We start from the raw sequence: 20,413 nt of genomic DNA on the forward strand, positions 1-20,413 counted from the left end.
TAAGGGCGATGTAGTCCTTACTTGTTTTTGTTATGAATTCATTTCTGCTATACTTAAAATACAAACATACATTCTTATATTATTATTAGTTGGTGATCATGTGACAAATACGATTCAACTATCTGTTCGGAAGCTTGTAGAACATGTTTATCTGGCTGGTAGCATAGATAACCGTTTCCGCTCCCAATCTTCTCTATTAGATGGAACAAGAATTCATCAATCAATCCAGAAAACTTATAAAGATGGTGATCAGAAAGAAGTGTATCTTCGTTCAGAAATTCCCTTTGAAGAGTTTACCTTTCTTATTGACGGCCGTTGTGATGGACTTTTGTTTCAGGATCATGTCGTTACGATAGATGAAATTAAATCTTTTTCAAGACCACTTGAAGAACTGAACTTGGAAGGGGTCCCTGTCCACTGGGCACAGGCAAAAATGTATGCCTATATGTATATGCTGGATCATGAATTACAGGAAATCACCGTTCAGCTTACCTATGTACATGTGGATACCTTAGAAAAAAGGCAGTTAAAAACCAATTGTCATTTTTCAGAGCTTGAGGCGTTTGTCTTTTATGTGATAGAAAAGTACGCCCCCTATGCAAGATTGATGCACATCCATCGATTAAAGCGAAATGGGAGTATAAAAGATCTCTCTTTCCCTTTTGAAACGTATCGTGCAGGACAAAGGAAATTAGCGGGAGCAGTGTATAAATCCATTTTAGATGAAAAGAATCTTTTTGTTAAAGCACCAACCGGAATTGGCAAAACGATATCTACCCTCTTTCCAGCAGTTAAGGCTGTAGGGGAAGGGCATCTAAGCCGTATTTTTTATCTTACAGCAAAAACAATTACACGATCAACGGCAGAGGAAGCTTTTGCAAGGATGACATCACACGGGTTATGTATGAAAACTGTCACGATTACGGCTAAGGACAAAGTTTGTTTTAAGGAAGAGACCAAGTGCCAAAAGGATTATTGTGAATTCGCTGACGGGTACTATGACCGCATCAACGTAGCTATTCTTGATATATTATCCAATGAAGACAGACTGACCCGTGAAGTGATCGGTGACTATGCACGTAAGCATTCTATTTGTCCATTTGAATTTTCGCTTGACCTTTCCTATGCCGCTGATGGTATTATTTGTGATTACAATTACATTTTTGATCCACGAGTATCCTTAAAACGCTTGATTGAAGAGCAAAAGAAAACGACTGTTTTACTGGTAGATGAAGCACATAACCTCGTTGACCGGGGGAGGGATATGTTCTCAGCATCACTAAATAAAGAAATGTTTCTACAATTGAAAAAAAATTATAAAGGGATCGATAAAGAAATTTACGAGTCTGCCAACAGGATCAATACCATCTTTATTTCAATGAAAAAGGATATGGACAGAGAGAATGAAATGGTGTTAGAGGTTTTAAATGAAACCTTCGTAAGTCATCTTATTGATTTTGTAAAAAAGGCAGAAGAAATGCTTATTAAAAATGCATCTCCTGATTTATTGGAAGCCTATTTTAAGGTGAATCAATTCATAAAAATTGTTGACTTTGTTGATGAGCATTATGTCATTTATGCAGAAAAAATTAAGAATGATTTGCTGGTCAAGCTCTTTTGTATGGACCCGTCTAAGCTCCTTGCACAAATGGGGAAAGGTTATCGGACAAAAGTATACTTCTCAGCTACCCTTTCACCGTTACCTTATTATCATGAAATTCTTGGCGGAAATGAGGGGGATTATCTACTCTCTATTCCTTCTCCTTTTTCAAAGGAACAGGTGGATATTTTTATTAAACCATTATCCACCAGATATCGTGACCGCGAAAAGACAAAAGAGAAAATCATTCGTGTGTTACTGGCATTGGTAAAACAACGACCGGGTAACTATCTTTTCTTCTTTCCTTCCTATGATTACTTACTAACTGTCTATGAAGGGTTTAAGGCAGAGGACCAAGAAACACAAACGATCATTCAGGCTTCAGGAATGTCTGAAGCAGAGCGGGAACACTTTCTAGAAACCTTTAAACCTGAATCAGAAAAGGGAGTCCTAGGATTTGCTGTTCTCGGCGGTATTTTTTCAGAGGGAATAGATTTAATCGGTGATCGATTAAACGGTGTTGTCATCGTAGGAGTCGGATTACCTAAAATAGGTTTTGAGAAAAATCTCATTAAGGATCACTTTAATAAAAAGAACAAGAGTGGATATAATTATGCCTACATTTATCCAGGAATGAATAAAGTGTTACAAGCTGGAGGAAGATTAATTCGCTCTGAAAACGACCATGGAACCATCGTCCTGATAGATGATCGATTTTTGCACAACCACTACCAGAGCCTTCTGCCCGAGGAGTGGAATGAGTTTACTATTTTATAATAAAGCGATAGTTGATAAGCTGCCTAAAAATAGGCAGCTTATTTTTTAAAAAAAGGTGACAAATAGGTGAATCATCACATATAATTAAACAAAAGTTGCGCGAGGTAAAAACTTTGAAAGTGGGGAAAGAGAGATGGATAAACCTAAAACAATGAAGTTGGTTCAAGGGGAAAAGGGAAATTTAATAAAAATAACATCCTTAAATTTAGATGGTGTGATGAGACGAAGACTGTTAGATTTAGGCTTTGTGAATGGAGCGTTAGTAGAAGTCGTTCGTAAGAGTCCATTAGGAGACCCTATTGCTTTTCGTGTGAGCCAAACAACGATTGCCTTACGAAAAGAGGAAAGTTCCAAAATCGAGGGGGAGCTGATTTCTGATGCGGGATGAATATCGCATTGCATTAGCAGGAAATCCGAATACGGGTAAAAGTACCTTATTTAATGCTCTTACTGGGCTTCGTCAGCATACAGGGAATTGGGCAGGAAAAACAGTTTCACATGCACAAGGAAGTGTTCAGTATAAAGACAAAACCTTTCATCTGATTGACCTTCCTGGGACATATTCACTTTTTTCTAACTCAACAGATGAAGAAGTAGCACGCAATTATATTGTTTTTGAGAAACCAGATATTACGCTTGTAGTTCTAGATGCCACCTCATTAGAAAGAAATTTCAATTTGGCATTACAGGTGCTAGAGATGACAAAAAACGTAGTGATTTGCATAAATTTAATCGATGTTGCAGAACAGCGTGGAATTCATATAAATGAAAGATTGCTGACAAATCGATTAGGTGTACCAGTTATTAAAATTTCTGCAAGGAATAAAAAGGGGTTTCCTATGCTCCTAGATACGATAGACCGGATTGTGACAGGAGCAATAGAATGTAATCCGGTACAAATCACGTATCCTGATGAAATAGAAGAAAAGATCAAACAAATTGAGCCAAAAGTTCAGGGAATTGTCGGGAATCATCTTTCTGCCCGCTGGGTTTCTTTAAGATTACTAGATGGTGATGAGGCTTTACTCAATGAACTAAGTAAGCGGTTAGTGGTAGCTGAGGAGGTATAGAACATGAGTCTTCAAGAGCTTTATTCAGAAGCACGAAGTTTGTCAACATCAGAGCTTAGAGATGAGATTGTCCAACATCTATACGACCGAAGTCATAAATTATGTCATGAAGGCATTTCTTACACGAAATCAAAACAGGATTTGCGTACGGAAAAACTGGATGCAATCTTTACCTCACCGATATTCGGATTCCCGATTATGATTACCATGCTAGGTGTATTGTTCTATTTAACAATTGCTGGAGCGAATATTCCTTCATCAATGTTAGCAGAATTTTTTGGAATCCTTGAGGGGTATCTTACTTCATTCTTTCAGTTCATGCATGCACCTGATTGGGTTCACGGTATATTAGTTCTTGGGTTGTATCGGGGAACCACGTGGGTCATCAGTGTGATGTTGCCGCCAATGGCAATTTTCTTTCCAACCTTTGCTCTCCTTGAAAACTATGGTTATCTGCCAAGAGTTGCCTTTAATATGGATCGTTTGTTTAAGCGGGTTGGAGCACACGGTAAGCAATCCTTAACGATGGCAATGGGCTTTGGCTGTAATGCAGCAGCTGTTATATCGACACGAATCATTGAATCTCCAAGGGAGAGGATGCTTGCCATACTGACAAATAACTTCGTACCATGTAACGGCCGATGGGGAACATTGATAGTATTAGCATCTCTGTTCATGGCTGCTAATTTTACAGGTGGATTAAAATCGCTAGTTACCACAGGGGTTATTGTAGGAATTGTATTATTTGGAATTATCGTCACATTTTTTGTCTCATGGGTTTTGTCAAAAACTGCTTTAAAGGGAGTACCTACACATTATACTCTAGAGCTCCCACCCTATCGTAGGCCAAAGATTTTTGATACGGTGATACGTTCCTCTTTAACTAAATCGTGGTCGGTATTAATACGTGCGGTTAAAGTGGCTGCGCCAGCAGCCATCCTCACATGGGTGTTCGCAAACATCTATATCGGTGATACAAGTATTTTGATGTATGCGGTGGAATTTCTAGACCCGTTTGGAAAAATGCTCGGCCTTGACGGGTATATTATGATGGCATTTATTCTTGGTTTACCAGCTAATGAGATTGTCTTACCTATCCTTTTAATGGGATATTTATCTACAGGTTCCTTAACTGAAGTTGATAATTTAGCGGACTTAAAGAATATTTTCCTTGATCATGGATGGACGTGGCTGACCGCGTTAAATATGATGTTATTTTCACTATTGCACTATCCATGCGGAACTACCTTGCTTAATATTTACAAAGAAACAAAAAGTAAAAAATGGACCGTCATGGCTTTCCTTATCCCAACAGTCATCGCCATCTTGGTCCCATTAATCATTACCCAAGCGGTAAGAATACTTGGAATTCTATAAAGTAAGAAAGACACCTGAATGAACTCTCAGGTGTCTTTCTCATGAAATGGCTATTTTCTTTTTTTTATCTCTTCCGTCACTACGAATGCAAGGTCATCATTTCCAAACAAGGATAATACACCTAGAAGAGTTTCATCTGGCACTTCACCAGCTTCTTCCTTCGGTACGGTTAACTCAAGGGCTTCCCTCAATGCAGGGTTGGTTGCTTGGTTAGGGTAAGCCCTTATGTATAATTCTTCCGGATTAAGGTTGTGATTTATGCACCATTGGGCAAATACGAGGATCATCATTTTCTCTTCCCCGCGATAGTTTTCAATGATCTTTTCTTCTACCTCTTTTTGATTCATTTGAATTCTCCTTACAAAAAACTTACTACCCCAATTATATCGGATTTTTAACTATGTTGCTGAGATTTTTGATAAGTATCATTACTAACTTAGATTAATTTCAATGGTTTTATGAGATACTGTTTGAAGGTAGAAAATTTTCCTTAGGGGTGAAATGAACATGAGTAAAATTGAAATTGGTGAGATTTTTACAATTAGTGATGAAAATGACGATGAACAGGAAGTAGAAGTACTTGGAGTTATGACGATTGAAGGCTCAGAGTATGTGGCCGTCGCATTTGCTGACGAAGTGAAACAAGAAACGGAAGAGGATATTGATATCTTCTTTTTAAAAGTTGATGAGGATGGAGATTTTACAGCGATTGAAAGTGATGAAGAATTTGATAAGGTATCTGAGGCTTTTGATGATATGATGGAAGAAGATGATGAATAGTTTACTTTGGGAGAGAGGTATACCTCTCTTTTTTTGATTGGCTTTGTTAAAGAACAGTGTTGATTTTTATACCCTGTTGATTGGAGCGGAAGGCACGAAGACTCCTGTGGGAGTACGGTTCAGGGGAGACCCCGCAGGCGCAGGCGCCGAGGAGGCTCGCCGAAACGCCCACGGAAAGCGAAGAGCCTGGAGCGGAAATCAACAGGCAACTTTAATAGAGCCTTTTGATTATAAATCTGCTGGAAAATTTATGTATGTAAATATTTTTATTTGGCATACTAACATGGAGAATATCTACAAAGGAGACTTTCATGTTTATTGAAGAGGGTTCAAAGTATCAAATTTCCCAAAGTATCAAAGGTTTTTTCAATTCTGCTGAATTAATGACAGTGAAAAGTAATAATGGTATCACGGTCCAATTCATTCTTGGCGATAGTAAGGGTCATGGGTCCATGCCAGTTGAACATATGAATTACTTATTGAAAAGGTCTAATTTAACGCAAATCCCGAGTAAACGAGCTTTATTGAATACGGACCAAAATGAGGAACAGATTGGATAACATGTATATAAAAATAATTATGGCATTGCTCTGAAAAAGCAATGCTTTCTTTATGGTAAAATTGGGTATATATATGACAAGAAGAGTGGAAATGGATAGGAGTGAGGATGATGGATGTAAAATTTCAAAAACTTGAAGGTTCATCGATTTCATATGTGGATAAAGGAGAAGGAATGCCAGTTGTTCTTCTTCATGGTTTTTGTGGTAGTTCTCGTTATTGGGAAGAGGTCATACCAGAATTATCAAGAAACTACCGGGTAATTGCACCAGATTTGCCTGGGCATGGGGAATCAGAAACACTTTCAAATGGTTCGACGATTGAAGCGATGGCAGATCGGATAAAAGAACTTATCAATGGTCTAAATTTAGAGAAGGTAACGATGTTCGGGCACTCTTTGGGAGGTTATATTACCCTTGCTTTTGCTGAGAAATATAGTGACCAATTATATGGATTTTCTTTAGTTCATTCCACTGCATATCCAGATTCAGATGAGGCTAAAAAGGGAAGACAAGGAAACATTGAAAAAGTGATGCAGCAGGGAGTCCGTCCTCTAATTGATGGGCTAGTACCGAAGCTTTTTTCTCCTGAACATACGGATGAAAAATATGTAGAAACGGCAAAAGAGATTGGTTACGGAACGACACAAGAGGGTACCATTCATGCATTGCAAGCGATGAAAGATAGATCTGATCGTATTCATGTATTAGAAAATACAGATTTACCTGTCCTATTATTAGCAGGGGAACAAGATCAAATCATCCCAGCAGAGAAAACATTTTCAGTAACCAAACCAAATATTACCCATTCATTGATTCAAGGTTCTGGCCATATGAGTATGTACGAGAATTCAAAGGAATTAATTAGAGAGATACAAGCGTTTTTGTCCAGGGTTTAAAAGCAATAATAAAGGTTCCCGTAACTAATGGGAACCTTTATTTTAAAAGAGTGCAAATATAGCTTGTAATTGTGTTTCCTTTTCTTGAGGAAGTAGTATAGGTTCTTCGGTCGTCGGATTGACAGCTCCTTTAAATTCACCATTAACAAATCCAGCAATAATCGTTTGTCCTTCACTAGTATAAAAAGGAACAACAGTAATAATAATTCCTTCCATTTTTGCTACTTTGATGAGAGATGCTCCCCTGTAAGAATAACCAGCTGATGTTAGCGCTGCTTTAGCTGTTTTAAATTCTTGACTGCTTAGTAAGTCAGCCACAATTTTATTCTTTTCCGCACCTACTAGTGTCCCAGTGCATCCACAATCATCCCCAGGTTTAGCTGCTTTTGCCGTATTCCCCGTAGTGACAAAGAGGGATAAAGCGATTAATGCACCAAATAATATTGTTAATAATTTCTTCATCTGTCTTCCTCCTTTTTTCAACTCCTTATTTCATTCTCCTTTTTTCGACAATCTCCTTCAAAAAACTTGGAAAAATATTCGACAAATACCATATTTTGTGACGAATTTATGTCGTGTATAATGTAGAGGCTAAAAAGTAAACAATAAAAAAAGCTGAACCAACTTTTTAAGAGAGTTCAGCTTCATATCCTTAATCGTTCTTAACCGTATAGTATTTAACCGGTACCTTATTGGAATCCTTCAAAACACTGTAAATAGATGAAGTTAAACTATGAGAGCCTTGTGCATCGAGACCCGCTTCCCAGAGCATCATCCCACCAAAGCTGTGGTCAAGTGCCAGTTTTGTTTTCTTTTTCATCGTTGCATCACCATTATAATAATAGGTTGTTCCGTTCATCTTTACTGTATCACTATTTGCATTTGCAGGGTTTTCGTTAATGATCGCCCCATAAGATACCTGTTTAATTTTTGGATCAGCAGGTTGTGCGTAAAGCGGTACACCTAATACTAGCTTTTCTGTTGGGTAATGGTATGTTTCAAACAAATGAGTCCAATAGGTTACAATTTTTTCAGTAAACGGGTACGGTGATAAGTTTGCTCCATTATACCCACCATCCCACTGTCCGTCATATGCCATGATATTGACATGATCCACATCGGCGAACATCGATGGCTCATACACTACAAAGCCAATTTCTGTAAGAGTTTGTGCATGGATTTTGGAGTAAACAGCAATTGATAATTCCTTATTTTTTGCATGTAACTGGGAACTTAATTCCTTTGTAAAAGCAGCTAGATTTTTTGCATCTGCTTTGGAACGGGGATGTTCAAAATCTATATCAATACCATCTAGCTTTTCTCGTTCAGCGATACTAGTAAGCTCGTTAGCTAACCTTGTTCGGCTAACAGGATTAGAAATTGCAGTTTTAAAATACTCATACGATTCGCCCCCGTTTATATGAAACCAACCACCAACGGCCAGCATCACTTTTGTATCATATTTATGAGCTTTAGCAACCATTGCCCGAAGGTTCCCTATAGCAGAATCACCATTGAGCAAAATCCCTCCGTCTTTTGTCGGATGGGCAAAAGAAAAAATCACATGTGTTAATTTTTTGTAATCCACGATATTTGGATCGCGAAAATCCTGGACATAACCAATAAGGACTTTCGAAGAGGCTTTTTTCACTTCTGGTAAGTCCTTAGTCTGGGGCTTTATCTCAGACTGCGCTACTTTTTGTATATTCTTAGATTGTGAATGTTTGTTGTTTGTAGAGAAAAATACTCCAGTAAAAAATCCTCCAATGAAGGTAATAGTAATTACCAGGGCAAGGAGGCTATAATGTTTTTTCATTAGTTGGGTTCCTCCTCCGTTTTCTTCAATGAAAATTGTAACAGAAAAAGCAAGGAAGATAGGTTGGTAATATCCACCTTTTAGTGGGAGGAGGTTCAAACATTTGAAAAGCAGTTCGAGTTTTTGATATAGTAATAAGGTTAATGTTAAAAACACGTATGTTTAATACGTTTTATTATAGGAAAGTGCAAGGTGGTAAATATGAGTCAAGAATATAGAGTGTTATTATATTATAAATATGTTGAGATAGAGAACCCTGAAGAAACAGCGAATGAACATCGCCAATTCTGTAATGAGGTAGGCTTAAAAGGCCGAATTATTATTGCTGCAGAAGGAATTAACGGAACTGTTTCCGGTACTATTGAGCAAACAGATGCCTATATCCAATACATGGAGAAGCACCCACTGTTTTCCGGTACAATTTTTAAAATAGATGAAGCATCTGAACATGCTTTCAAAAAGATGAAGGTACGTTCTAGATCAGAGTTGGTTACTTTACGTCTAGAGGACGATATCAATCCTAATGTTTTAACAGGGAAACACTTAAAACCGAAGGAATTTTTTGAACAAATGCAGAGTGAAGACACTGTGGTTATTGATGCTAGAAATGACTATGAATATGACTTAGGACATTTCCGAGGAGCTGTTAGGCCGGATATCTTAAATTTCCGTGATCTTCCGCAATGGATTAGAGAGAATAAGGAACAGTTTGAAGGTAAAAAGATTCTTACTTATTGTACTGGTGGCATTCGTTGTGAAAAATTTTCAGGTTGGATGCTTCAAGAGGGATTTGAAGATGTATCACAGCTTGATGGCGGTATTGTTACTTATGGAAAAGACCCAGAAGTACAGGGAGATCTTTGGGATGGCCAACTCTATGTGTTTGATGAACGTATTAGTGTCCCTGTAAATCAAAAAGAGCATGTGGTGGTAGGAAAAGACTACTACACTGGAGAGCCATGTGAACGCTATGTCAACTGTGCAAATCCAGAATGTAACCGAAAAATCTTATGTTCAGAAGAAAACGAGCACAAACATTTACGTAGCTGTTCACATGAGTGCAGGGTTCACCCAAGAAACCGTTATGTTGCGCAACATGGATTAAGCGAAGAAGAGGTCAACGAAAGATTAATGGCTCTTAAGTAATAAATAATTAGAAGCAGGTCAGATTATTAGCTGACCTGCTTTTTATTTTTCGAAAAAAGGGATATTTAGACACTTATGGTATATAATTGTGAAAATGATTTTCGAGGAAGGAGTTTTATATGCAAACCTATACAAGTCGAAAAGAAGTACCCGTTTATGAGAAGTGGAATCTTGCAGATATCTATACGAATGTTAGTAACTGGGAAGAAGAGTATCAATTAGTGGAACAACTTGCTATACAATTGAAGAATTATGACGGAAATATAAATGATGGCCCCACCTTGCATAAGTATCTCCAGCAAAAAGAGGTTTTATCGTTCCATTTTAATAAGTTGTACGCCTATGCCATGTTATCAGTGGATGAAAATACAAGGGATACCAATGCCCAATCTCTATTAGAGCGGGCGAAACAACTCAGTGTGAAGGTTAGCTCCTCCACCTCATTCTTTATGCCTTATTTATTAAGCTTAGATGAGACAACTTTAGAAGGATACTTGGAAGAAGAAGAAAAGCTAGAATACTTTGCAGAAGATTTATGGGAATCCTTTCGCTATAAGAAACATGTACTTAGTAAGGAAAAGGAAGAACTACTATCACAATTAGGTGATGCATTGTCTGTTCCTAGTCATACGTTTGGGATGATTAATAACGCTGACATTAAGTTCGGAGATGTAACGAATGACAACGGGGAACGTGTAGAGTTAACCAGGGGAATGTATGCAAAGCTCATTGAGAATGAAAACCGTGATAAGCGAAGAGAAGCTTATATGGCATATTATCAGCCATATGTTCAATTAAAAAACTCCATTGCATCCACTCTTGCAGCTGCCATTAAAAATAATGTTACTTTAGCTAAAATACGTCAATATCCATCTGCACTTGAAAAGTCTTTATTTGGTGATAAAGTTCCGAAGGATGTATATGAGAACTTAATACAAACAACAAAAAAGAATATTGCACCATTGCATCGATATACACAAATCCGTAAGGGAAAATTAAAGCTAGATGAAATTCGCCAATACGATATGAGTGTTCCACTTGTAAGTGGAGTGAAGCAAGTAATCTCATATGAGGAAGCTTATGAAACCATGTGTAAGGCATTATCTCCGCTCGGAGAGGAATATATTCAAATTCTTAAGGAGTTTAAGGATGCTAGATATATCGATGTTCGGGAAACGCCTGGCAAACGATCTGGTGCCTACAATTTAGGTGTCTATGGGGTGCATCCCTTTATCCTTTTAAATCATCAGGATGATTTGGATAGTTTATTTACCTTAGTGCATGAATGCGGTCACGGAGTACACAGCAGACTTAGTTCCGAGCATCAGCCACAAATAACGGCGAGATATAGCATTTTTGTAGCAGAGGTAGCTTCTACAGTTAATGAAGTGCTTTTAATTAATTATTTATTAAATAATGAGCAGAATGTAGAGGCTCGCAAACATTTGCTCAATCATTTTATTGATCAATTTAAGGGTACTTTCTTTACACAGGTGATGTTTGCTGAGTTTGAAAAGATAACCCATGAGATGGCAGAAAAAGGGACACCGCTTAATGTTGAGGTATTTAATCAAACATACGAAAGCTTGTTTAGAGAATACAATGGGGATGAACTTGTTTTTGATGAGGAAGTGAAATATGGATGGTCAAGAATACCTCATTTTTACCGTCCTTTTTATGTTTATAAGTATGCAACTGGTTTTGCGTCAGCGATTCATTTGGCCACAAGGATTCTTGAAGGTGACCAGGATACACTTCAATCCTACTTGGAATTTTTAAAGAGTGGCAGTTCCGATTATCCATTAGAGTTATTGAAGAAGACTGGTGTAGATTTGACGTCACCATATCCAATTGAAAACTCATTAAAGAAATTTGAAGAATTAGTTGAAGAGTTCTCCAAACTGTAAATTTACCAAAAAACTGTGATCTTTCCTTTTATTAGGGGATCACTTTTTTTTAATAGAGTATTGTAAGAATTTGTTATAGAATTAAGAAAGTTAGAAAAATATTAAAGGGGTTAATTGCATTTATGAATGAAGAGTCAGATAAAAAAGGGACAGATACCAGATTACTGCGCCATCGATCTCCAAAAAAAAGACGGAATATGATCCTCATGATCCTCTTAATTTTGATTGCTTCCGGTGGAACGTATTATTTCATTGGCTTAAACTCAGAAAAAGCTTCTTCAAAATTAGTGAAAAAAGAGCCCGTACGAACGGAGCAGGTTACAAAAGCTAAGACGAAGGAAGAAACTAAACAGGAAGAAAAAACAGAAGATAACCAAACTGCTACTCCTGAACCTGTTACAGAAACTAGTATTAAAATTAGCGCAGCCGGTGATTTTACGCTTGGAACAGATGAAAGCTTTACTTATAGCGATTCCTTTGTCAAGACGGCCTCCGCAAATGGTCTGCCTTATTTTGTAAAAGGATTAAATGATATTTTTAAGAATGACGATCTCACAACTGTCAATCTAGAAACAACCTTAACAAATGCTACCCAAAAAGCACAGAAGACTTTCCGCTTTAAAGGTGACCCATCGTACGCACAAATTTTAGAGCTTGGTGGGATTGAGGCTGTCAATCTAGCAAACAATCATATCCATGATTACCTTGATAAAGGGTATACTGATACAATTAATACACTGAAAAATCAAAAAATCGGTTATTTTGGTTACGATCATCAATTTATAACAACGGTTAAAGGTGTGAAAATTGGCGCTATAGGATATGAAGGCTGGAATGACACTCCAGAAGTTCGCAATAGAACGGCTCAGGATATTAAAAACCTAAGGAATCAGGGTGTGCAGATTATTCTTGTCCATTATCATTGGGGAAATGAGGGGCATTATGTACCAGAAGGATCACAGAAGTCATTAGCCCATTTTACCATCGATAGTGGTGCGGATTTGGTATTGGGTCATCATCCGCATGTTGTACAAGGTATAGAAGAATACAAAGGTAAGTTTATTGTCTATAGTCTTGGGAATTTCATGTTTGGTGGGAATAGAAACCCAAGAGATAAGGACACATTTGTGTATCAACAAACGTTTCATTTGAAGAATGGGGTTCTTACAGACCAAAAAGAAATTAATGTCGTTCCATTTTCTATATCATCTGTTTCCTCAAGGAATAACTATCAACCTACTTTATTAACAGGTGCTGAGCACGACCGTGTGAAGAACAAGATAATTGATGCTTCAAATAAAATTAATGGCTCTGATTGGTTAGTATATGAAAATAAAGACCAGGTTGCAAAAAAGTAACGAATAATTAACTCTTTAAATTAAGCTGTGTTAAAGGCCTATGTTGTTTTATAGACAATGTTGATTGGAGCGGAAGGCACGAAGACTCCTGCGGGAGTACGGGGCAGGGGAGACCCCGCAGGAACGAAGCGACGAGGAGGCTCCCCGGCACGCCCGCGAACCGCTCGTGCCTGGAGCGGAAATAAACAGGCATGTTTAACATAGCCCAAAATTAAGGTTTGCCATTTCATACTAGGAGGGTTCAAATTGGATACAAAGTTTAATAAACCAAAAGGATTTGGCGAGATTCTTGATCATACCTTTAGTATAAGTAAAAGCCGCTTTAAGGATTTTTTCCGTATTCTACTATTAATAATGGGACCTATATATTTACTGGAAGCTATTGTCCAGTTGGCTTCTGGAACTAGTTTTTTTAGAGCAGTTGGTTCTGGTGGTGCTTGGTATGAACAAATGCTATCTCGCTTTGAAGAAACAGGAACACTTGACTCAAGCAGTTTGGGAGCAGACGTTGGCGTGATTTTGGTGGGACTGATTAGCCTCATACTAGGTCCGGTGGCTGAGGCTGCTATTCTCTTTGCGATTGATCATGTGCGAAGAAATGAAGAATATACGGTTGGTTCTGTTATTAAACAGGCCTTTTCCCGATTTTGGCCGATGATTGGAAGCAGCATTTTATTTGGATTGATCGTTTTTGCTATCATCTTAGTTCCGATTTTAATTATTACTTTAGTAGTAGTTATTGGCGTTGAAATTCATCCTGTAATAAGTATACTAGGTGCCATCTTATTGTTTTTGGGTTGTGCAGTTGGAGTTGGGCTGCTTTTGACTCGTTGGAGCTTTTATTTTGGTTCTGTGGTATTAGATAAAGAATCACCAGGGATGGCCAGAAGCTGGAGACTGACGAAAAAGAGGACATGGCCATTAGTGGGGCTATATCTCGTATTTTATTTGATTATTTCAAGTATCGGTTTCGCTGTTCAAATGACCTTTGGTCTCTTTTTAGGCAATAGTGTACTATTAAGCATTATTTCAAACATTGCAACTCTATTTACAACCTTGATTTTTACAGTTGGCTATGGTGTCATGTATCTTGATTTAAAGCTGAGACATGATGCCGATGATTTAAAAGAAATGATTGATGATTATAACCTGGTAAAGTAAATACCTAAAGTAAGCTAGGTGATGAAAATGCTTGATCCAAGCAAAGCTCGTGACACGTTGGAAAATATATTAAACCGTAAAGAATATAGAGTCTACCAAACTGATACCAAAGGATTGATAGAGACCTGGTGGGAAAAAGCAAAGGAATGGGTCGCTGACCAATTGGCTAAGCTGTTTCCTACCATGGAATCAGCAAGTAGCGCTTCAGGACCCGTCCTTATTGGTATTATCGTAGTAGTTTTTCTTTTTATGTTAATTTTTACATTTTTTATGGTACGTAACATTAGACGGAACCGGACGTTTCGAGAAAAAAAGCCTCTGCGATCATTAAAGGAAATGAATTGGTCCTATCAAAAACATATAGAAGAGGCGAAAAAACAGGAAGAACTGGGAGAATACACACTTTCAACCCGTCATTTATTTTTGGCCTTACTTTTATTTCTTCATGATAAGGAATGGCTTGAAGCAAGGATTTGGAAAACAAATTGGGAGTATTATGAAGAACTTGGGAAAATACAGCAACAGAGAGCGGACCAATTTTTCCTCCTAGCCAATTTTTTTGATGAAGTGACTTATGGTGAAAGAAAAGTGATCAAAGAAGAATATAGTAAATTTTCGAAAGAAATTAACCAATGGCTTGCTGAACATGAAGTTGAACACCTTGGAGAAAGGAGATAGGAGAGCTTTGAAAAAACTTCCAACTATTAGCCGTTCATGGATTGGGCTGACTGTTTTACTCCTTTTATTTATTCTTATAAGTTTTTTCATTTATTCGCAAAAGCCGAAGAGTTATCCAAGTTACGTTTCTGACTCTCCTGCGCCAACCGGTGTGAAGGCATTTTATACATATGTAAAGAATGAAATAGGAGGAAAAACCTGGTCTTATTCCCCTGACCTACTGCCAAAAGGAGAAAGCAATCAACTTCTTGTTATGGTCGAACCGTTTTTTACTCCAGATCAAAAAGAAACGAAAGCTTATTTAGATTTTATGAAAGCTGGAAATACCATTTTATTATTTAAAAACAATCCAAAAGGAATGTTTGATTTAAACACTGGGCCATTTGAAGAGTCTCCTTCAACATCTAAGGACTTAATGAGTGTGACAAATCAAAATCATGTCTCCTTTAAGGCAGAAATAAACTCATTTATTCGATTATATCCCACGGATAAGGATCAGCTTTTACTAAATGATGCTGCAGGAGCTGTTGCACTAAAACGAACGTATGGACAAGGTCAGTTAATTGTTACTATTGAACCTGAATGGATAACAAATGGTAAGCTGTTAAACCATGATCATTTGCCACTTATTTTAAGCCTCTTAGACGAAGCTAAACCTCAAAACATATTGTTTGATGAATACCTGCATACTGGCAAAAGTACAGCTGGCCAATTAGCGGTATATCCAATGTGGTTCTTAATATTGCTGTTACAAGGCATTCTCATCATGGTTCTTTGGCTTTGGTATAAAGGAAAACGCTTTGGACCTATTTTTACCCCAAGAGAAGAATCTGTTCGATTTAGTGATGAGGGAATTCAAGCCTTGACCGCTTGGTATTTACGTGGCAGTAGGTATCAAGACTCCATTAGGATTCAGGCTGATTATGTGAAACACTTGCTACAGGAACATTGGCGGATCCCATATAGCAAAGAGTGGAAGGATTCCATTAGTTTGTTGGAGAAGAAATGGAAGCAAATGCCGAGTAGTGAAATTCATTCCTTTATAAACGGATTAGAAATAATATTAGAAAAAGAAAAGCTGAGTAAACAAGAATTTTTGCTTTGGTCTAAAAAGCTTGATCGATTAAGGAAAGAGGTGAATGAGGGATGAAAACTGTTTTAACATCCTTCTTAGAAAAATATGAAGAACGAATTTTAGGTCAAGGACTCAATCTAAGACTCTTATTGTCTGCTGTTTTAGCTGGAGGACATGTCCTTCTAGAAGGAGTTCCAGGTACTGGTAAAACACAAATGGTAAGGACACTGGCGAGTCTCCTTGGAGGAAACTTTAATAGGATTCAATTTACGCCTGATTTACTTCCAAGTGATATTACCGGAAGTACCATTTACAACATGAAAGAAAGTACGTTTCAAACATTAAAGGGACCTATTTTTACAAATATTCTCCTAGCAGATGAAATCAATCGCACACCTGCAAAGACACAGGCCGCTTTGTTAGAAGCGATGGAAGAAAAACAAGTGACGATTCAAGGTGATACGTATATATTGCCGGAAGTATTTTTTGTCGTCGCCACCCAAAATCCAATTGAATTTGAAGGTACATATCCGTTGCCAGAAGCACAGCAGGACCGCTTCCTCTTCAAACTACAAATTAACTTCCCGTCGTTTGAGGAGGAAAAGAAGGTATTACAACAAGTGATTGAAAAGCGATTTGTTGAAAATCAAGTAGAACACTTCCTAGATATGAACTCTTTTCAAACGATTAGACAAGAAATTGAGCAAGTTACAGTAGGAGAGAATGTCTTAGATTATATTATGCAGATTGTCAGGAGATCACGGGAGTCAGATTCCATTCGTTTTGGGGCAAGCACGCGTGCTGGAATATCTATTGGGAAAGCAGCTCAGGCTTGGGCATACATACATGGTCGGAATTATGTAACGCCTGATGATATCAAAATGGTGGCAAAGCCAGCTTTAAGACACCGAATACAGTTATCTCCACATGTGGAATTGGAGGGAGCAAACGTTGACCAAATCATTGAAGAGCTTGTGGGGTCGGTTCCTGTTCCAAGATAGAGGGATTCTTCCAACGAAAAGATTTATTCTCATTGTGATGATCTTATCGATTCTGTTGGTAATTGGCAGCGTATTAGAAATATCATGGGTATCTATTATTACGGTTGATATCATGATGATAGTAGCGAGTTTCCTTGATTTGTTTTTTTCTCCTAAAAAGGCTCAATTAACTTTTAAACGATCTTTACCAGAGGAGTTAGAAAGAGGCTTGAATTATAAGACAGTGATCGAGGTAACAAATGCATCAAGCTGGCCTCTTACCTATCGAATAATTGATGGATTACCACAGTCATTCATCACATCGTTTCCCCTCTTGGGTGAGATACCAAGAAAAACTACTGTACAGGTAACCTATGAAATGACAGCTACAAAAAGAGGAAATTATGATGTTTCTAAATTATATTTTCGCTATAATAGTTTCCTTGGATTATGGCAGAAACAGATTACTCTAGAGATGAATGACTCAGTAAAAGTGATACCAGATTTAACAGAGACAAAGCAATTTTTAGCCAATGCACAAAGGTTTCTTGTGAATGAGGGTTTGCAAATTCGTAAACATCGAAGTGGTGTGGGTGATTTTTCAAAAATAAGAAGTTATGTAGTAGGCGACGATCCGCGAAAAATCAATTGGCGTCAAACTGCAAAGCTACAAGAAGTAATGACAAATGATTATGAACCGGAGCATGGAAAGTATATTACTTTATTAATTGATTGCGGACGAATGATGGGAGCAGAACTAAAAAAGGGAAATCGGTTAGAAAAATCGTTAGAGGCTGCATTAACTGTAGCGGCGGCTGCACTAAAAAAAGGCGATTATGTTTCTGTCCTTGCTTTCTCAAAAAAGATAAAGGTGTTTGTGCCTCCTGCCAAAGGGATGGCTCATTTACAAGTGATTCTAAAGGCCGTCTATGATATAAATGTCGAAGCAACCGAATCTAATTATGCTTCAGTACTACAGTACCTAGAAACGGTACAAAAAAAACGAAGTCTCTTGCTTTTATTTAGTGATGTTCGCACCTTTCTACATGAGGAGAGTGCACTTACATATCTAAAGCGTCTTAGGCAACGTCATATGTTTTTAATGGTAGGTATTGAAGATGAGACCCTTTTAAAAAGAAGGAACGAAGAACCTAAGGATGTACATACTGCCATGGTAAAAAGTATGGCCCAACAGCAGTTACTTTTTAAGAAGAGGGAGAAAATCAAGTGGGAAAAGCAGGGCCTCCAAATGATTGAGGCCCCAGAGGAAAAATTGGCGATTACTGCAGTATCTCAGTATATCGACATTATGAATCAAAACCTTTTGTAGGCTGATTTTTTATGAGTAAGAGCTTACCTATAACAACATATAGAACTAAACCAAGCACAGTTAAACAAGCAACCATATACTTAGCTTCTAATGAAATGGCTGCTGGTGTGATAAAGCCTTCGATTATTCCAGCAATAACAAATAATGGGATTGTACCAAGCAGTAGCTGAACAGATCGTATCGCTTGCTGCTTCAATTGAAAGCCCCTTGAAAAATGGCCTGGAACAAAGAGCTTATAGCCCATTAATAAACCAGCACCGCCAGCAATAAAAATGGCTGTAAGCTCAATCATTCCATGTGGAACGATATAGGCCCAAAAATCATAGGACTTATTGTGATGCCAAAAAAGTGCGGCTAATGAACCAATGATGATGCCATTATAGATAAGTAAATAAACTGTCAAAAGACCAAATGTGATTCCTCCAGCGAAGGCTAAAATGGCAACCTTTATGTTGTTCGTCATTATACTTGCTGACATTACCGAGGAATCAACCGCACCATGTCCATTTCCAAGTTGTTCAGGGTCAACTCCTTGAGCGATTTCTGCTGGGAGAATGGAATAAATATGTAAGGGATCATTCAATACGGATAGAAAGCTGCCAATGGCACCGATAGTAAAAAGAATCATGGCAGCGACAACAAATCTCCATTGTTCGATTAATAATCCAATAAACTTCGTGCTGAAAAAATAACGAATTTGCTTCATACTCGATACTTGATCCTTATACATAAGGTTATGTGATTTCGCTACTAATCCATTTAGATAAAAGGTAACATCATCATTAGGAAAGTATGTTTGACTATACGAAAGATTTTGAGCAGCTTTTTGATAAAGCTGATGAAATTGAATAATGGTCTCACCGGTAATTCTTTTTCTACTTTTATTTATAGAAGTAACCAAAAGTTCTAGTTGGTTCCACTCATCACGGTGCTTTTTAACAAATTGCTTAACATTCATATTGACACCTTCTTGGTTTGGCATTTTTGTAAAGTTATCATACTATTTAAACTTTCATATGCACCTAATTATAGTAATTTTGTTAGTAAATTGAAACAGCTATAGAAATATTCTAGATAGAGATGGGGGATTCCTGTTGAATGGAGACCATTTAGATATAAAAACACCTGAATACGTATCCCTTCAGTTTCAGCTGGCAGGATTGGGAAGCAGGTCAGCAGCTTTTATCATTGATCAATTACTATTAATGATCATCAATGTCATCATTTTAGTTGTCTTCTTCGTAGTTATGAGTGGAATGTCATCCTTGCCGTTTTTTATTATGGATAATTCCATTCCTCTTGCTATTACAATGATTCTCCTGTTTATCTTGAATGGGGGGTACTTCTTCGCTTTTGAGTTCTTTTCAGGGGGACGGACGATTGGGAAGAAATTAATAGGGATTCGAGTCATTCAGGAAAATGGTCACAGTATCACGTTGCTTTCGAGCTTTATTCGAAACCTGATGCGCATTGTTGACTCATTGCCAGTTAGCTATTTTCTTGGTATGATCATGATTTTTTTCCATTCCAAGCATAAAAGGCTTGGAGATATTGTTGCGGGGACTATGGTGGTTCATGAACGGAAAGCAAAAATGAAAAGAAAACTTTCACCCATTGAGAAGGAAATACAAGCCAGAGGATTAACAGTAAATGACCTGTCTATAGATGCTTGGTCATTGAACTCTTTAGGTATGAAAGAATGGAAGCTTATCAGTACATACTCCCGCCGATTTCATCAATTATCGTTAAATGACAGGCATGATTTTACTAAACAAATTGCAGATATTCTATTACCCAAAATCAGGTTAGAGACAGAAGGGAAAACGGAAGAGGAGTTAGAAAATACGCTTCTTGTCCTTTATTTGATTCTTAAGGATGAATGGGAATTTGAATTATAAAAAA

20 protein-coding genes are annotated in these 20,413 nt (G+C 37.6%); 16 read left to right on the plus strand and 4 right to left on the minus strand.

Annotated features, from left to right (window positions below):
- Window positions 1–100 precede the first annotated feature (100 nt).
- The 4 genes from AC3A54_RS10360 to AC3A54_RS10375 all read left to right on the plus strand — a co-directional run bounded on the left by AC3A54_RS10360 (window position 101) and on the right by AC3A54_RS10375 (window position 4,824).
- The gene (locus tag AC3A54_RS10360) at window positions 101–2,377 is read left to right on the plus strand and encodes an ATP-dependent DNA helicase (RefSeq protein WP_487654397.1); all 2,277 of its coding nucleotides are present in this window, start codon (window positions 101–103) and stop codon (window positions 2,375–2,377) included.
- Window positions 2,378–2,528: 151 nt separating this feature from the next.
- A complete protein-coding gene (locus AC3A54_RS10365; RefSeq protein ID WP_374121079.1) occupies window positions 2,529–2,765 on the plus strand; it encodes a FeoA family protein in 237 nt (78 codons plus the stop codon).
- Window positions 2,755–3,447 (plus strand): FeoB small GTPase domain-containing protein, encoded by a 693-nt coding sequence (locus AC3A54_RS10370; RefSeq protein ID WP_487654398.1) that lies wholly within the window; start codon window positions 2,755–2,757, stop codon window positions 3,445–3,447. Before AC3A54_RS10365 ends, AC3A54_RS10370 begins: the two co-directional genes overlap by 11 nt.
- 3 nt (window positions 3,448–3,450) lie before the next feature.
- Complete coding sequence (locus tag AC3A54_RS10375) at window positions 3,451–4,824, plus strand: nucleoside recognition domain-containing protein (protein ID WP_487654399.1); 1,374 nt, start codon at window positions 3,451–3,453, stop codon at window positions 4,822–4,824.
- A 50-nt stretch (window positions 4,825–4,874) separates the two neighbouring features.
- On the opposite strand, the gene AC3A54_RS10380 is transcribed toward AC3A54_RS10375, so the two are convergent.
- Window positions 4,875–5,171 (minus strand): hypothetical protein, encoded by a 297-nt coding sequence (locus AC3A54_RS10380; protein ID WP_335532521.1) that lies wholly within the window; start codon window positions 5,169–5,171, stop codon window positions 4,875–4,877.
- A gap of 154 nt (window positions 5,172–5,325) precedes the next feature.
- On the opposite strand from AC3A54_RS10380, the gene AC3A54_RS10385 reads away from it, so the two are divergent.
- The 3 genes from AC3A54_RS10385 (at window position 5,326) to AC3A54_RS10395 (ending at window position 7,060) form a co-directional block, all read left to right on the plus strand.
- Window positions 5,326–5,604: a DUF1292 domain-containing protein gene (locus AC3A54_RS10385; protein WP_308083978.1), complete on the plus strand. Its 279-nt coding sequence runs from the start codon at window positions 5,326–5,328 to the stop codon at window positions 5,602–5,604.
- Between the two features lie 311 nt (window positions 5,605–5,915).
- Window positions 5,916–6,164 carry a hypothetical protein gene (locus AC3A54_RS10390; protein ID WP_308083979.1) on the plus strand — a complete coding sequence of 83 codons (249 nt, stop codon included), beginning with the start codon at window positions 5,916–5,918 and terminating at the stop codon, window positions 6,162–6,164.
- A 110-nt stretch (window positions 6,165–6,274) separates the two neighbouring features.
- Window positions 6,275–7,060 carry an alpha/beta fold hydrolase gene (locus AC3A54_RS10395; RefSeq protein ID WP_487654400.1) on the plus strand — a complete coding sequence of 262 codons (786 nt, stop codon included), beginning with the start codon at window positions 6,275–6,277 and terminating at the stop codon, window positions 7,058–7,060.
- A gap of 42 nt (window positions 7,061–7,102) precedes the next feature.
- On the opposite strand, the gene AC3A54_RS10400 is transcribed toward AC3A54_RS10395, so the two are convergent.
- Entirely contained in the window at window positions 7,103–7,522 is a 420-nt protein-coding gene (locus AC3A54_RS10400) for a hypothetical protein (protein WP_487654401.1), read from the minus strand.
- A gap of 190 nt (window positions 7,523–7,712) precedes the next feature.
- Window positions 7,713–8,876 (minus strand): glycoside hydrolase family 18 protein, encoded by a 1,164-nt coding sequence (locus AC3A54_RS10405; RefSeq protein WP_487654402.1) that lies wholly within the window; start codon window positions 8,874–8,876, stop codon window positions 7,713–7,715.
- A gap of 201 nt (window positions 8,877–9,077) precedes the next feature.
- Between AC3A54_RS10405 and trhO the strand changes: the two genes are divergently transcribed.
- The 8 genes from trhO to AC3A54_RS10445 all read left to right on the plus strand — a co-directional run bounded on the left by trhO (window position 9,078) and on the right by AC3A54_RS10445 (window position 18,511).
- Entirely contained in the window at window positions 9,078–10,022 is a 945-nt protein-coding gene (trhO, locus tag AC3A54_RS10410; protein WP_487654403.1) for an oxygen-dependent tRNA uridine(34) hydroxylase TrhO, read from the plus strand.
- A gap of 119 nt (window positions 10,023–10,141) precedes the next feature.
- Window positions 10,142–11,929 (plus strand): oligoendopeptidase F, encoded by a 1,788-nt coding sequence (gene pepF, locus AC3A54_RS10415; protein WP_487654404.1) that lies wholly within the window; start codon window positions 10,142–10,144, stop codon window positions 11,927–11,929.
- Window positions 11,930–12,051: 122 nt separating this feature from the next.
- Window positions 12,052–13,287, plus strand: coding sequence for a CapA family protein (locus AC3A54_RS10420; protein ID WP_487654405.1), 1,236 nt, complete (start codon window positions 12,052–12,054; stop codon window positions 13,285–13,287).
- A gap of 246 nt (window positions 13,288–13,533) precedes the next feature.
- Window positions 13,534–14,448, plus strand: coding sequence for a hypothetical protein (locus tag AC3A54_RS10425; RefSeq protein ID WP_487654406.1), 915 nt, complete (start codon window positions 13,534–13,536; stop codon window positions 14,446–14,448).
- Window positions 14,449–14,475: 27 nt separating this feature from the next.
- Window positions 14,476–15,126, plus strand: a complete 651-nt coding sequence (locus AC3A54_RS10430) for a DUF2975 domain-containing protein (RefSeq protein ID WP_487654407.1) — start codon at window positions 14,476–14,478, stop codon at window positions 15,124–15,126.
- A gap of 7 nt (window positions 15,127–15,133) precedes the next feature.
- Window positions 15,134–16,276 (plus strand): DUF4350 domain-containing protein, encoded by a 1,143-nt coding sequence (locus AC3A54_RS10435; RefSeq protein ID WP_487654408.1) that lies wholly within the window; start codon window positions 15,134–15,136, stop codon window positions 16,274–16,276.
- Window positions 16,273–17,202, plus strand: coding sequence for an AAA family ATPase (locus AC3A54_RS10440; RefSeq protein WP_487654409.1), 930 nt, complete (start codon window positions 16,273–16,275; stop codon window positions 17,200–17,202). Before AC3A54_RS10435 ends, AC3A54_RS10440 begins: the two co-directional genes overlap by 4 nt.
- The gene (locus AC3A54_RS10445; RefSeq protein ID WP_487654410.1) at window positions 17,153–18,511 is read left to right on the plus strand and encodes a DUF58 domain-containing protein; all 1,359 of its coding nucleotides are present in this window, start codon (window positions 17,153–17,155) and stop codon (window positions 18,509–18,511) included. Before AC3A54_RS10440 ends, AC3A54_RS10445 begins: the two co-directional genes overlap by 50 nt.
- On the opposite strand, the gene AC3A54_RS10450 is transcribed toward AC3A54_RS10445, so the two are convergent.
- On the minus strand, window positions 18,489–19,469 hold the full coding sequence (locus AC3A54_RS10450) for a stage II sporulation protein M (protein ID WP_487654411.1): 981 nt from the start codon (window positions 19,467–19,469) through the stop codon (window positions 18,489–18,491). The two genes, AC3A54_RS10445 and AC3A54_RS10450, sit on opposite strands and share 23 nt — an antisense overlap.
- A gap of 136 nt (window positions 19,470–19,605) precedes the next feature.
- Here AC3A54_RS10450 and AC3A54_RS10455 point away from each other — a divergent pair, with 136 nt between their 5' ends.
- Window positions 19,606–20,409 carry an RDD family protein gene (locus tag AC3A54_RS10455; protein ID WP_487654412.1) on the plus strand — a complete coding sequence of 268 codons (804 nt, stop codon included), beginning with the start codon at window positions 19,606–19,608 and terminating at the stop codon, window positions 20,407–20,409.
- Window positions 20,410–20,413 lie beyond the last annotated feature (4 nt).

The organism is Neobacillus sp. Soil_C_43 (genome assembly GCF_057656715.1).

Coding starts and splice junctions, on each gene's coding strand:
- AC3A54_RS10365 (WP_374121079.1), top strand. CDS start 2,529: ATGAAGTTGGTTCAAGGGGAAAAGGGAAATTTAATAAAAATAACATCC.
- AC3A54_RS10370 (WP_487654398.1), top strand. CDS start 2,755: ATGCGGGATGAATATCGCATTGCATTAGCAGGAAATCCGAATACGGGT.
- AC3A54_RS10375 (WP_487654399.1), top strand. CDS start 3,451: ATGAGTCTTCAAGAGCTTTATTCAGAAGCACGAAGTTTGTCAACATCA.
- AC3A54_RS10380 (WP_335532521.1), bottom strand. CDS start 5,171: ATGAATCAAAAAGAGGTAGAAGAAAAGATCATTGAAAACTATCGCGGG.
- AC3A54_RS10385 (WP_308083978.1), top strand. CDS start 5,326: ATGAACATGAGTAAAATTGAAATTGGTGAGATTTTTACAATTAGTGAT.
- AC3A54_RS10390 (WP_308083979.1), top strand. CDS start 5,916: ATGTTTATTGAAGAGGGTTCAAAGTATCAAATTTCCCAAAGTATCAAA.
- AC3A54_RS10395 (WP_487654400.1), top strand. CDS start 6,275: ATGGATGTAAAATTTCAAAAACTTGAAGGTTCATCGATTTCATATGTG.
- AC3A54_RS10400 (WP_487654401.1), bottom strand. CDS start 7,522: ATGAAGAAATTATTAACAATATTATTTGGTGCATTAATCGCTTTATCC.
- AC3A54_RS10405 (WP_487654402.1), bottom strand. CDS start 8,876: ATGAAAAAACATTATAGCCTCCTTGCCCTGGTAATTACTATTACCTTC.
- trhO (WP_487654403.1), top strand. CDS start 9,078: ATGAGTCAAGAATATAGAGTGTTATTATATTATAAATATGTTGAGATA.
- pepF (WP_487654404.1), top strand. CDS start 10,142: ATGCAAACCTATACAAGTCGAAAAGAAGTACCCGTTTATGAGAAGTGG.
- AC3A54_RS10420 (WP_487654405.1), top strand. CDS start 12,052: ATGAATGAAGAGTCAGATAAAAAAGGGACAGATACCAGATTACTGCGC.
- AC3A54_RS10430 (WP_487654407.1), top strand. CDS start 14,476: ATGCTTGATCCAAGCAAAGCTCGTGACACGTTGGAAAATATATTAAAC.
- AC3A54_RS10440 (WP_487654409.1), top strand. CDS start 16,273: ATGAAAACTGTTTTAACATCCTTCTTAGAAAAATATGAAGAACGAATT.
- AC3A54_RS10450 (WP_487654411.1), bottom strand. CDS start 19,469: ATGAATGTTAAGCAATTTGTTAAAAAGCACCGTGATGAGTGGAACCAA.